Below are 13,276 nucleotides of genomic sequence, written 5' to 3'. Positions count from 1 at the left end.
TTCTGCTTTCACTTATTAAGAATTGAGTTCTCCGGGCCAGCGACCGTCAAGAGGCAACTCTGGCAGATTTAAAGGCAAAATGCTGCTGCCATCAGTTGCTGCTGATTCGGAATTTTGGCCGCCCAAGGGGTTAACTTGATTCGTTTGGCTGTTTCCTGAGTCAGCCAACAGAGGTTTTATCTCGGAGGATGCGGGCCCTGCTGCTGCTTCCCCAGCCATCGGGCCGAGCCAGGACATCCTGCCGGGTACGGGTTTGCGAGTTGGCTGGAAGCTTTGCAGCATTTCTGATAGCTGGAGTCCTTCGAGAGAGACCAACTTGGACTCGCGCAATTTGTGCCACACCGATCGAGACATCAGCAAACTGTGTTCCACGCGCACTGCTCCAAATTGCTCTAAATAAGCTTCCCGTTCCGGCTGATAGTCAGCGGAAGCCAGTTGCAGGCTTTGAACCGGGAAATCTTGAACAAGGCGCGCCATCTGGGACAGCAGTTCTGGGTAAAGCCAAGTGTAGGCCGGGTGTACAGTCAACTGGGCGACGTGCGGTTGCTGGCCGTTGCGGGATAGCTGCACCTGAAAATAGCCGATCGCGGCTTTGCGCTGCGGTTCAAACACGTAGCCGCTGACTACCTCGGTTTTGCCCAGCCACTGTCTGAGACCTTCGACTAAAGCGCCGAAAAAACTGGTTTTGAAATCTTGAATGTGGCGATCGAATACTTGGCGCACCAGCGGCGGCATAGACGCGGTATCCAGTTGGTAGAGCAACTGAGCGTCTGCGTTACTGACCGGCAGCAGGTTGGGCAAATCAGGGGTCGAGTTGGCCATTTCTTGCAGGCGTTCTGGGGCGATCGTCCAGTAAGTCATCTGCGCCAAAGGCTGAAACCCGTTTTGCCGATACAAAGCCAAGGAAGTTGTGTCGCCGACATTCACTTCCAACAGCCACGTCCGCGCCTCCCAGACTGCCTCAAAGCAGTACCGCAGCAGCATCGAACCAATTCCTTTGCTGCGGGCTTCTGGGTCTACTCCTATGCGATCGATCCGCCAAGTGCTGCGGGTGCGGTTGAAAGGAGAAATCTGAATTATGCCCTTCACGCTCCCCTCTTCTTCGGCAACGTGGGCCCGGAACAGGGACTGACAAGGGTTGGGAAACAAGCTAAAAATCTTTAGCACTCCGTACCAGCGGCGAATCTGCTGCAACTTTCTACCCAGTACCTCGTCGCAGCTTGCGCCCTTGCGATTTTCTGGCTCGTCGGCTGTTTCCGCGCACAGTTGTTCCATCACCTCGATGTCGCGATACTGAAACGGGCGAATCACAACCTGGTTTTGGTTTTGGGAGGGAAATGAAGTCATAGCATAAAAGTGGAGAATGGAAATTTAAAAATAAAATTTCAGAAAGGGGAAGAGTTAGAGAAGTTTTGAGTTGTGAATACGTAAATTTTGATTTCAAAACTTATAACTTTTGATTCTTCTCCCTTTCTTGATCGATCGAAAATTAAAAACTTCAAATCATCTTTTGGAATTTTTAATTTTCTGTTTTCAACTCAAGATTTTTGTGGCAGAGGTCGAATTACAACGACCGGTGTTCGCTCGTCACCATTCCCGGCGGGGTTGCTTCGCAAAGCTTGCTCTAAGAATGTTACCGATAAATCGGAGGTCGCTGCTAATATCTTAACTGCTTTCAAGTCATTAGCGTCTACGATCGCCGCCGCAAGTCCGGTTTCTCGTTGAATTTCTTCAACAACTTGCTGGGGATTGTCTGGGCCGAGGACAATAAATTGGTCGAAGGGAGGCAAAGTCCCGGTAACGTCATCGATCAGCCTGGCTTGTTCCCCTGCGAGTTGGTAAAAGACTCCTGGTTTGCCAAATATTTTGGCTACAGCGCCGATCGCAAATGCTGCTACTACGCGCCAAGGGCCTACTACATCAACCAACGTCTGCATCCCGCAAGCCGTGGCCAAACTAGACGTGGGCAAGAAAAACAAGCACACTCGCTTTGCCGCCCATCCGGGTTTGACTTCGCTGGGATGGCGGTAGCGTCCCTGCATCAAAGCTAGGGGAGTTTCTGCCAGGGCGACAATATCGCCTTTCTGGGCGCGCGGCAGCACGTACCGCTTGACAATTTCGACGGGATTGTCCAGTTCTGCCAGTATGTGAGTGCGAATCGGCAAGACTTCTGCCACTCCGACATTTCGGGCGATGGGTACGGTGTCCGAGTTGGGGAATTGCAGCGGGACTACTACGTTACGGACTTTGGGGATGCGCCCGCCTGGGCCGTAGGTGACGAAGTGTACTTGCACCCAAGCTGATTGCAATTTGGTTAAATCTTGCCCTTGAATGTCTACAGAGACTTTAATTTTCGTGTTTTTTTGGGCTTTAACAATATAGCCGAACCAGTAATCGTCTGCTCTGGCTGCTGCCTCTTTGTGGCAAGGAATCACCTTGGTCTGGGAAGTAACGCCATCTAAACTTCCGTCAGACAGAAGTTTCACCTGTGCCCGCACTTCCGGCAACATAACCTCAAACCGCTGTGTCAGGTTGCGGAACTCCATTTCCCCGACTAAAAGATAGCGGTTGGGTTCGGAGATGGCTAAGTGCCATTCTCCGGCTGTTAGTTCTAATTTATTTGGACTTCCAGTCCGGCGATAGTTCAACTCTAGGCCTAACCCGCCCAATGCTAGCAGCGAACCTGCTGCTGCGACTCCTGTTGCTAAAGTCTCGATCACTCTAATTACCGCCAATAATAATTTCTGTTTACTTTAGTCGATCTCTGTCACTTTGATCGACGATCCGGTAGTAATTGAAGTTTTGGGGGTTGTTGGGGGCGATCGAACTTATGCCCAATTACACGTAAGTGCGATCGCCCGTCTGTGGCTAAAGCGGCCAAGTTGCTGTTCAAAGAGCTCTCCTCGTGAGTTAGATCACTCCAAAATCTGGCGTGGCTTAATCAGGGTATGAAAAAAATCAGTAGTTGAAAATCCCGAATCTTTGTGGATAGTGGTTTCTCTGACTTGCATATTTAGCCTTTCCTACCGTAAATCAGCAACGCCTACAAAACAAATCACTTAATTCAATTATTTAATAGTTATTTTTTTAATGGCATATAATAATTTATTTTTTTAAAACGTTAATTTATAAGCTGGCACTCCACATTTTTTTAGAATATTTATTAATAATCATTTAATCTGTAAATAACTCTGTATACATGAGTTATTTTTGGCTCCCTAAGCTAAGACGGTTCCAGATGTCCGATCGCGCGCCTCCAGCTTCTTCAATGTCGAATGAACAGCGAGCCGCTAGCGCCCTAGTGGTCAGTACCTTTGAGAATCTACTTCTTAAGTAACAGTCAAAATCTAGTTCTTAGGCAGTACATTTTCTGAGAAGTATATAGTTAGCCTAGTAAATGTAGCAGTAATACCCAAGGATATCTATGACTGATAATAAGCAGCCTTTTAACCAGCCTGAAGCCAATCCTGACTTCCAGGAAAAGAATGTTGACAATAGCGAGAACCAGCAGCTTCAGGCTCAGACTAACGAAAATGCAGAATCACAGGAAGATCAATCATCAGGCTCAGGCATTGGCGCGAGGATAGCTGGAGCAGCAGTCGGTGGTATCCTAGGTGCTCGCTCTGGAGGCATTATTGGTGCTGTAGCAGGCTCAGTTGCTGGCGCTATGATTGGTAAAGGTACTGCTGATACTGTTAACCGTGCTGTAGATAATTTAGGGGATGCAGCACACACTGTAGCAGACGGTATTAAACACACTGTAGAAGAGCTAGGGACAGTAGTAAAGGAAACTGCTGAGGAAGTTAAACCATCTATCAAAGCTACAGCAGAAGCAGTCAAGGAGACTGTTGAAGAAACTAAGCCTTCGATTAAAAGTATAGCCGAATCTGTCGATCAGACAGTTAAGGAAGTCAAGCCTTCTGTAGTAGATGCAGTCAAGAGCGCATCCGAGGAAGTCACACCTACGATTAGAGAAGTAAAAGATTCAGTCAAGCAGACAGTCGAAGGTGTCAAGCCTTCTATACAAAGTGCAGCGGACTCTATTAAGAGTACTGCTGATGAAGTTAAGCCTTCTGTCAAAGCTGTAGCTCAGGAAATTGAGGGTGCCACTCAGGATCTTAGATCGACTGTAAAAGATACAGCGAAGGCAGTGGAGCCATCTATAAAAAGTGCAGCCGAATCGCTTCAGTCATCTGGCAAGAGTGCAGCCGAATCAATCAAGTCATCTGCTCAAAGCGCAGCCGAATCTGCTAAAGGTGCAGCGCAGGATGTTAAGTCATCTGCCCAAAATGCTGCCGAATCTGCTAAAGGTGCAGCGCAGGATGTTAAGCAGGATGTTAAGTCATCTGCCCAAAATGCAGCTCAATCGGCTAAAGGTGCAGCGCAGGAGTTTAAGCAGGATGTTAAGTCATCTGCCCAAAATGCAACCCCATCTCCTCAAGGTACAGCGCATGATTTTAAATCATCTGCCCAAAATGCAGCCGAATCTGCTAAACCTCCAGTGCCTAATTTTAGGTCCCCTGCCCAAAATGCAACCCCATCTCCTCAAGGTGCAGCGCATGATTTTAAATCATCTGCCCAAAATGCAGCCGAATCTGCTAAACGTGCAGCGCACGATGTTAAGTCATCTGCCCAATATCTAGCCGAATCCGCCGCAGAGGAAAATAAGGATAGCGATATTCACATCTCCGGCAGTCCTGAACTCAAGGATCAAGTGGTCATTCATGACAAGAGAATCGTTAAGGACTAGGTAAAGTAAGGGCTTAACTCCAGCTTGTTAAAGCTAGCCCTAAGAGAGTTTAACAGAGAGTGGATCTTAGAGAAGAGTCCACTCTTTTCTGTTTAGGAGGAATGTGATCGCCTAGGGTTTAACGGAGAGTCTATTTATTGAGGAACTCTCCCCCTGAAGAAGGAGAGATTCCGTTCATAGTTCATAATAGGTTGTAGCCATGTGTCGTAACTGCTCACCGCAACTTTGTGGCGGTGAGCAGTTACACTTTAACTCAGAGCGCGCCACTTAATATTTCCTTAGCTAATTATGAATTTTTCCACCGACTTACTTAGAGGGAAACTTTGTTTGGCGCTAAAATTGTTAAGGCTTTGATTGTTGTGGCTCTTGGGGCCGAAGATACGGAAATATTTGTGTTGGAGGCGAACAATTGCTCGACTACTGGCAGAAGTGGTTAAGTGGTTAAAGTTTTTTGTAGAAAAAGCTGCTTGATAAATCAAGAAATAGTTAGGGTCAAGCTGATGTGGCCAGTTCAACCCTTAACTATTTAATATCCAAATTGCAAAGTCACAGAAGCTTCTACCTGCTGTTCCCCTCCCACCACAGGCGTTGTAGCGTCAGCAGCAGCCATGCGAGCACCAGCAAACTGCCGATACATAGGAGGCGGCGCGCTAGCACCGTTGACTTGAATGCCCAGAATCTCTCCCCGCTTCAGGTTGAGCGCGCTAAAGGCTGCATCTGCTTGCGCTTGAGCGTCTTGAGTTGCTTTTTTGATTGCTTGTTTTTGAGCTTGTTCGATCGCACTTTCGGCAGCGACAAAACTCACGCCGTCTATGCGTGTGGCTCCGGCATTCACCGCATCGTCAAGCAAAGTGCCGGCAGATGCAGTATTAATCCGAAAAGTGACGGTATTCGTTGCCGTATAGCCCGTCAAGCGCTGTTGGTTGTTGTCGAAGTTATAAATGGGATTGAGGGAGATGCCGGCAGTTTCGAGTTTTTCGACTTGGCGCGATCGCAGCAACTCTAGCACAGCCGACGATCGCCTCGCCGCTTCCTGCTGCACCTCGGCCGCCGTTTTCCCCTGCACCTCAACCCCCAGTCGCACTTGTGTTTGAGTTGTGGGAATCGCTTCCACACCCCGCCCAGTAACAGTCAACGTTCTGATCCGCTGTTCTTGAGCCGCCGCCGGATCTAATCTCACAAAACTCACGAGAGTTAAGGTTAAACACAACGCTGTTACCAGACTGCGGAAGTTAATGCGATCGCGCGATCGTAAAGTTGAATTCATAAATTTGATTCTCCTCACATACAACAGATGCTATACTTTACCTTCCCACTGAAATTGCTAAATATCCGGGTTGTTACATTTTTAGCAACTAAAAAAATAGTCCGTACTTCTGAAGAAATTATGAGTTATTATGATGCCCGCAGGACGCTCCCCTAAAAAATGGGTGTTCTGGGTAAAATAAGAGGTTTGGCAACGATAAATAGAGAAACCCACCCAGTTTATGACACTCCGACGCAACTACTATTTCATTTTAAATAAAATTTAAAAATGATAAAATTGTTAAAAGATGCAATCCTTAAAACAAGTTGTCCGCAGACTCAAAAAAGAAACTTACGCTGTTTATTTAGCAAGTACAGACCAGAGAGTACCTTGGTACGCCAGAATTTTAGCAGGCCTTACGGTTGCCTATGCTTTTAGCCCGATCGACTTAATTCCTGACTTCATACCTGTTCTTGGCTACTTGGACGATTTGATAATTGTACCTTTGGGAATTTGGCTGGTACTGAAGATGATTCCGCCACAGGTTTTAGCCGAGTGTCGGGAAAAAGCAGCCGCCAAAATAGAGCAGAGAAAACCGATAAATCGGGCTGCTGCTGCTGTAATTATTGCCATCTGGATGGGCTTGGGAATATTAGCAGCAATTTGGCTGACACGAATATTTAAACGTTAAAAAAAATCACCTATCTAGTTATTGTGTAGGGTGCGCGCCAAGCACCTTACCTTAAACAAGTCGTTTGACCGAAAAATATTTAAAGTTTAAAAAATTACCATTCTAGTTATAATATAGGGTGCGCCAAGCGCACCTTACGTTAAAAAAACTCGCCGTATCCCATCCCAGTATTATTTACCTTAAACAATAAAACTAACTTTCTAGCTATGACTCAAACCACTGATTTCCTCAGCCACCTCAACCCATCTCAGCGCCAAGCAGTCGCCCATTATAACGGGCCGCTGTTAGTAGTAGCGGGCGCTGGTTCCGGCAAAACCCGAGCTCTAACTTACCGAGTTGCTAACTTAGTTCGCACCCATCGAGTCGATCCGGAAAATATTCTGGCGGTGACATTTACAAATAAAGCCGCCAGGGAGATGAAAGAAAGAATTGAGAAATTGCTGGCAACTCAGCAAGCTGAAGCCGAATATGGGAAACCTTTGGTAGAGTTGACCCCGGATGTGCAAACGAAATTGCGATCGCACATTTACCGCACAATTACCAAACACATTTGGATGGGGACTTTTCACTCTTTGTGCGGCCGGATTCTCCGCTACGATATTGAAAAATACCAAGACGAAAAAGGTCGCCAGTGGAAGAAAAATTTTTCAATTTTTGACGAGTCAGATGCTCAAAATGTCGTCAAACAAATTGTTACAAAAATACTCAATCTGGACGACAAGAAATTTGACCCGCGAAAAGTCCGCTATGCCATCAGCAATGCTAAAAATAAAGGTTGGTCGCCTCAAGAATACCAAGCAGCAGAACCAGATTATCGAGGTCGCGTGATTGGGGATGTTTACAGTCGCTACCAAGATGCTTTAGCAGCCAACAATGCCCTAGATTTTGACGACTTAATCCTCGTTCCTGTTAAACTTTTGAGCCAAAACGAGCAAGTATTAAGTTACTGGCATAAAAAGTTTTGCCATATTTTAGTTGACGAATACCAAGATACCAACCGCACTCAATACGATTTGATTCGGATGTTGGTGACAAATAACGCCGACCCGAAAAGCTTTGATAAATGGCAAAACCGCTCGATTTTTGTCGTGGGCGATGTCGATCAATCAATTTACAGCTTTCGGATGGCAGATTATACCATATTGCTGGAATTTCAAGAGGATTTCGGAGATGGTTTGTCCGACGATAAAACTCAGACAATGGTAAAATTAGAGGAAAATTATCGATCGCGCGAAAACATCCTGCAAGTTGCGAACCACTTGATCGAACACAATACCGAACGGATCGAGAAAATTCTGCGCCCGACTCGCGAACCGGGAGCTCCGATTGTTGTCTGGCGCGCCGACAACGAATTAGATGAAGCGGAATTTGTAGCAGGTCAAATTCATTCCTTAAAGCGCCAAAACTCCGAATACGAAAACGGAAGTAACTTTGCAATACTCTACCGCACAAACGCTCAATCTCGATCCTTTGAAGAAGCGTTAATGCGTTTAGACATTCCTTACAATATTGTCGGCGGGCTGAAGTTTTACGATCGCAAAGAAATCAAAGATATCCTAGCATACCTGCGGGCGCTTGCCAATCCCGACGATAGCGTCAGCCTCAAACGCATCATCAATACTCCCCGTCGCGGCATTGGGGATACCACATTTTCCAAAATCGAAGACGCTGCAACTCAGTTAGGCATTCCCCTGTGGGAAATCCTCAGCGATGAATCTTCTGTCAATACTCTAGCAGGGCGATCGGCAAAAGCTATTATTAAGTTTGCCGAAATGATTGGCCGTTGGCAATCGCAACTTGAAACCCTGCCGGCTTCGCAAATTGTCCAAGGAATTATCCAAGATTCAGGCTACATTGAAGATTTGAAAAATCAAGGAACCGACGAAGCCACAAACCGTATAGAAAACGTCATAGAATTGTACAATGCAGTGCTACAATTTGAAGAACAAAACGAAGAACCGACGCTGACATCATTTTTAGCAAAAGCATCTTTAGCATCCGATTTAGATGATTTGCAGGAAGAAGATTCCCGCGTGTCGCTGATGACGCTGCACTCAGCAAAAGGGTTAGAATTTCCCGTGGTATTTTTAGTCGGAATGGAACAGGGTTTATTTCCCAATTTCCGCAGCTTGGACGATCCCAAAGCGATCGAAGAAGAACGCCGTTTGTGCTACGTCGGCATCACTCGCGCCCAGGAATTGCTATTTCTCACCCACACTCGCGAACGCCGCCTCTGGGGAGGTTTCCGGGAACACTGCACCCCTTCGCTATTCTTAGGGGAATTGCCCACACATTTGCTGGCTGGAAGTGCGAAGAAAACTCCAGCGGGGAAAACGGCTGCATCTAAGGCAAAAACTAATAATTCAGCCGCTAATTCCGGGAGTTCTCAAGCGGGAACCAATGGACAATCGACGGATTGGCAAACGGGCGATCGGGTTTTTCATCATGCTTTTGGAGTTGGAGAAATTACGCACGTTTTAGGGGCGGGCGACAAAATTAATTTGGCAATTAAGTTTTCGGGTTTGGGCAGAAAAATTATCGATCCGAGAACAGCTAAGTTGCAGCGAGTGTAAGAGAAAATCCGGCGGTTTAAACCGCGTCTATACAGGCAAAACCTAGAATAGCGGCTTGAAGAAGGGGCGGTTAAAAGGCGGTAAAAATTACGTTTTTATCTTTAGTCCATGTCGGGAACCTCGTTTGTGTAGACGCGGTTTCAACCTTCGTTTTATGTAACTAAAAAGTAGAAATAAAAACCTAAACTCTTATGTCTTACAGTCAATTTACGACCATCGGCAAGGTTAAAGAAGCCTTCAATCTTACAGTAGTGGAAGGAATCAGATTTCTGCCGGAAATCGAACCGATCGCACCCGCAACAGCATTGCAGACCATGCTGGAAACAAATTTGCCTTGGGCGATCGCCACAAGCACCGAAAAAGCTCGTTCTGAAGCTATTATCAACCCTGTATTGCTGGAAGTTCGCAGGATTCTGAACCAACAAATCAGCGTGTTTTCGGGTGAGGAATTTAATGTTGATGTAGCTGTTGGACTTACAGGAGTTTGCGATTTTATCATCAGCCGTTCCCCGGAACAATTAGACGTGGAGGCCCCGGTAATTGTGATGGTGGAAGCTAAAAAAGGAGATTTGAAAGTAGGTTTGGGTCAATGTATTGCTGAAATGGTGGCGGCCCAGAGATTTAATGAAGCCAAAGGGCGATCGATTTCCGTCATTTACGGCAGCGTTTCCAGCGGCACAGCTTGGCGGTTTCTCAAGCTGGAAGGGCAAATAGTGACGATCGATCTTACCGATTATCCGCTACCTCCAGTAGATAAAATATTGGGATTTTTAGTGTGGATGGTGCGCGAAAATTAGCATTATATCCCCATCGCCCCCCGCATCGCCAACAGCGCCACCCCGTAAGCAGCCGCAGTATGAATCGGCGTTTCAACAGGGACTTTTAAATAACGCTTTCTAATCGCACTCCAAACCGCATTTTTGGCCCCGCCGCCAGCAGTATAAACTTTGGTCAAAGGAGTTGCACCCAATTCTTGCAATAATTGATATCCCCGCGCTTCAATCCGCGCTATGCTTTCTAGCAAACCGTGCAGAAATTCCACTGAATCAGTTGGACGCGGTTCGAGTCGGGGCGCCAAATTCGGGTCATTAATCGGAAAGCGATCGCCCTTTTTCAACAATGGGTAATAATCCAGCAAACTCTCTTGTTCTGGATCAATTTGTGTGCTATAATTATTCAACTCCACATCAGTAAAAAAGTGTCGCAGCACGGCACCTCCGGTATTAGAAGCACCTCCAACTAACCACAAATCGCCTAATTTATGACTGTAAATCCCGTATCTAGAATCATCTACGCGGGTATGACTTAACAGTTTGACTGCTAGTGTAGAACCGAGAGAAGTTACTGCTTCCCCTGGTAAATTGACACCGCTTGCTAAAAATGCTGCAATGCTATCGGTTGTGCCAGCACAAATCATACAATCGCGGGGAAAACCGAAGCGATCGCCCACTTGAACTCTCACTTCCCCCACAGGCGTGCCCGGTGCGACAACTTCCGGCAATTCAGGAGTTGCAGCGCCCGCAATTCCCTCTATCAGCCAATTCGGATAGCACAAAGTATCCACATCGAAACCGAGTTTCAAAGCATTGTGATAGTCGCTAATTCCCAATTTTCCGTGCAGCAGAAATGCCAGCCAGTCAGCTTGATGGAGGAAATAAAGCTTCTCAACAGGCAAGATGCCTGTTCCACAAAGACTGAATTGTGTTGTGGCGTGGGCTTCTAGCCCGCCCTCCTGCCACCACAGGAGTTTTGCCAAACTGGATGTAGCGCTCAATACTGTGTGGTTATCCGGCGCGATCGCCCGCAACCTCTCTGTCACGGCTGCACCCCGCGCATCATTGTATAAAATCGGCTCGCATACTGGTATACCCTCGGTATTGCACAGCATGACCGTGGAAGATGTGCCGTCAAGGGCGATCGCCCTTACCTGATTGCGGATTGCTGGGGGAATTTGCTCGATCGAATCCCACAGCGCATTTTGCCACACCGAGGGCAATTCAGTCTGTTGTTGCCCGTTGTTGGCAAAAGTATATTCTGTCTCACAATGTATTGTACCCTGGGAGTCTATGACAGTCGATCGCGCGCCAGTCGTGCCGAAATCTATTCCCAAATAAAGATTCATTTGTTACTCCCGCGAATTTTCCTATTTTGAGTAAACCACAAAGTTTATTTACATCTTATGGTTGTTTCTAACTCCACTTCTTCAGCGAGAATATCAGCATTTATCTGCTCTTTATCCTATTCTTTAAATAGGGGATAATTTTCTAAGGTGCGATCGCTAGTTCTGAAAAGTTTTATGTCTTCTACAGATTTTAATAGGGCATATCTACCCTGTATATGTTTTAACATAATTGGTGGGCTACACTTCGCTAACTCACCCTAAATTTCGTAAAAATAAGGTTCGATAAAAAAGACTTTAAAAAAGGCTGAAATCGCTATAAATTACAGCTTACAGCTCTCGATGCGAAAGAAGAGAGAACCATACAACCAACCCTAACCACCCCAACACCCCAACAACCCAACCCAATCCTTCTCCCCCCCACGCAAACACACGCGCACACGACGGGAGGTGCCCCCGTGGTGCTTGCAAATTAAAGGTTAAATCATTGTAGGTCAACCACTCTTTCCTCCCCTTTCTCCTCTTTCGCCAACCGACACGATCGCCTAGCTTGCATTCAGTGTCATAATCAACTTTACCGCCTATTTCTAACCAGATTTTTCTCTGGACACTAAACCCGAAACGACCCTGACTATATTTTACCCACAACTGGTCGATCGTCCGCAAATCCTCGCCAGGAAAATTCTCGATCGAGTTCGTATCGAACCAACCTTCCTTCTCCCGTCTCGCAGCTTTTAACATCACTTTGAATGTTTCCTGATCCGCCTCTTTCCACTCCCCTGTGGCCAATAAATCCCGGAGACGAGTATAGTCAACACCCCGCGCTGATTTAAGCGAGTCTGGTGGCGATGCCGGTGGAGGTGTTTGAGCTGATAATTGAGGTGATTGAGTACCAAGAGCCTGCAAAACTTCAGTAGCAGATTGATAACGTTTTTTAATAGCAGGTTGTATCATTTTATCTAAAATTTGACCCAGTTCCGAGCTGACAGATGTTTTTAAGTGTTCTCGCCACACCCACTCAAACTCGCTATCATCGAATAAATCAATCGGCTCAACCTGAGTTAACAGACACAGACAAGTCACACCCAGACTATAAATATCACTAGCATGAATCGGTTTACCGTTGGCTTGTTCTGGTGCCATATATCCAGCCGTCCCGATTCTCGTTCCCGTTAGCCCTAGAGCCGTTTGTGTCGCATATTTCGCGGCTCCAAAGTCAACTAAAACCAGTTGCCTATCTTGCCTAAGAATAATATTTTCTGGCTTGATATCCCGGTGAATTACTTGGCGGGAATGAATGAACTCGAATACTGGCAATAAATTATTAAGCAAGTCGCGAATCTGCGTTTCGCTAAAATATCCCTTAGATTCTAGTGTTTGGGCTAAATTTTCACCGTCGATGAATTCTTGCACTAAATACTGCCGTTCATCTTGACTAAAATATGCTAACAAGTCGGGAATTTGAGAATGTTTACCCAACTGTTCTAGGCGGACTGCTTCAAGCTCAAATAACTCAGCAGCTTTCTGGATACTAGAAGTGCCTTGAACTTGGGGGTAAAATTGTTTAATAACACAGGGAGGTTTAGATGGTTTATACTCGTCAACAGCTAGAAAAGTGCGCCCAAATCCCCCTTGTCCAATAATTTTTTGGGCTCCGTAGCGATCGCCCAATAGCAGTTTATTCCCACATTTTTGACAAAATTTTGTAGAGCCCGACGGGTTTTGGAATAGGCAATCAGGGTTTAGACACTGGCTCATAAAATATGCTTACAGATTACAGATTAAAGCTCTCGATGCGATGCCAGCGGACATGGTGTTAAATGTGAAACAGCAGATCCGGGTAAAGAGACGGCATTGCCGATATGTGTCAACTTAAGTCTGAAACCTTTGTATCTCT

At 46.3% G+C, this 13,276-nt stretch carries 9 protein-coding genes; 4 read left to right on the top strand and 5 right to left on the bottom strand.

Annotation, left to right across the window (positions count from 1 at the left end):
- Positions 1-15: 15 nt before the first annotated feature.
- Both QUA47_RS04200 and QUA47_RS04195 read right to left on the bottom strand, forming a co-directional pair.
- Complete coding sequence (locus tag QUA47_RS04200; RefSeq protein ID WP_333429827.1) at positions 16-1,347, bottom strand: GNAT family N-acetyltransferase; 1,332 nt, start codon at positions 1,345-1,347, stop codon at positions 16-18.
- A gap of 191 nt (positions 1,348-1,538) precedes the next feature.
- Positions 1,539-2,720: a F420-0:Gamma-glutamyl ligase gene (locus QUA47_RS04195; RefSeq protein ID WP_333429826.1), complete on the bottom strand. Its 1,182-nt coding sequence runs from the start codon at positions 2,718-2,720 to the stop codon at positions 1,539-1,541.
- Positions 2,721-3,424: 704 nt separating this feature from the next.
- On the opposite strand from QUA47_RS04195, the gene QUA47_RS04190 reads away from it, so the two are divergent.
- A complete protein-coding gene (locus tag QUA47_RS04190; RefSeq protein ID WP_333429825.1) occupies positions 3,425-4,750 on the top strand; it encodes a DUF6861 domain-containing protein in 1,326 nt (441 codons plus the stop codon).
- A gap of 526 nt (positions 4,751-5,276) precedes the next feature.
- Here the strand turns inward: QUA47_RS04190 and QUA47_RS04185 are convergent.
- A complete protein-coding gene (locus QUA47_RS04185) occupies positions 5,277-6,017 on the bottom strand; it encodes an SIMPL domain-containing protein (RefSeq protein ID WP_333429824.1) in 741 nt (246 codons plus the stop codon).
- A gap of 286 nt (positions 6,018-6,303) precedes the next feature.
- On the opposite strand from QUA47_RS04185, the gene QUA47_RS04180 reads away from it, so the two are divergent.
- The 3 genes from QUA47_RS04180 (at position 6,304) to QUA47_RS04170 (ending at position 10,057) form a co-directional block, all read left to right on the top strand.
- Positions 6,304-6,687: a YkvA family protein gene (locus QUA47_RS04180; RefSeq protein WP_333429823.1), complete on the top strand. Its 384-nt coding sequence runs from the start codon at positions 6,304-6,306 to the stop codon at positions 6,685-6,687.
- Between the two features lie 206 nt (positions 6,688-6,893).
- On the top strand, positions 6,894-9,260 hold the full coding sequence (pcrA, locus tag QUA47_RS04175) for a DNA helicase PcrA (protein WP_333429822.1): 2,367 nt from the start codon (positions 6,894-6,896) through the stop codon (positions 9,258-9,260).
- A 191-nt stretch (positions 9,261-9,451) separates the two neighbouring features.
- Positions 9,452-10,057: a hypothetical protein gene (locus QUA47_RS04170; protein WP_190738328.1), complete on the top strand. Its 606-nt coding sequence runs from the start codon at positions 9,452-9,454 to the stop codon at positions 10,055-10,057.
- A gap of 2 nt (positions 10,058-10,059) precedes the next feature.
- On the opposite strand, the gene QUA47_RS04165 is transcribed toward QUA47_RS04170, so the two are convergent.
- Entirely contained in the window at positions 10,060-11,382 is a 1,323-nt protein-coding gene (locus QUA47_RS04165; RefSeq protein WP_333429821.1) for an FGGY-family carbohydrate kinase, read from the bottom strand.
- 327 nt (positions 11,383-11,709) lie between these two features.
- Entirely contained in the window at positions 11,710-13,137 is a 1,428-nt protein-coding gene (locus tag QUA47_RS04160; protein ID WP_333429820.1) for a serine/threonine-protein kinase, read from the bottom strand.
- Positions 13,138-13,276 lie beyond the last annotated feature (139 nt).

Origin of the sequence: Microcoleus sp. MON2_D5 (assembly GCF_036701905.1) — a bacterium.
In the GTDB taxonomy this organism is placed as follows: domain Bacteria; phylum Cyanobacteriota; class Cyanobacteriia; order Cyanobacteriales; family Microcoleaceae; genus Microcoleus.
Note: the sequence above shows the minus strand (reverse complement) of the source record. Positions and strands in the feature narration are given on the sequence as shown.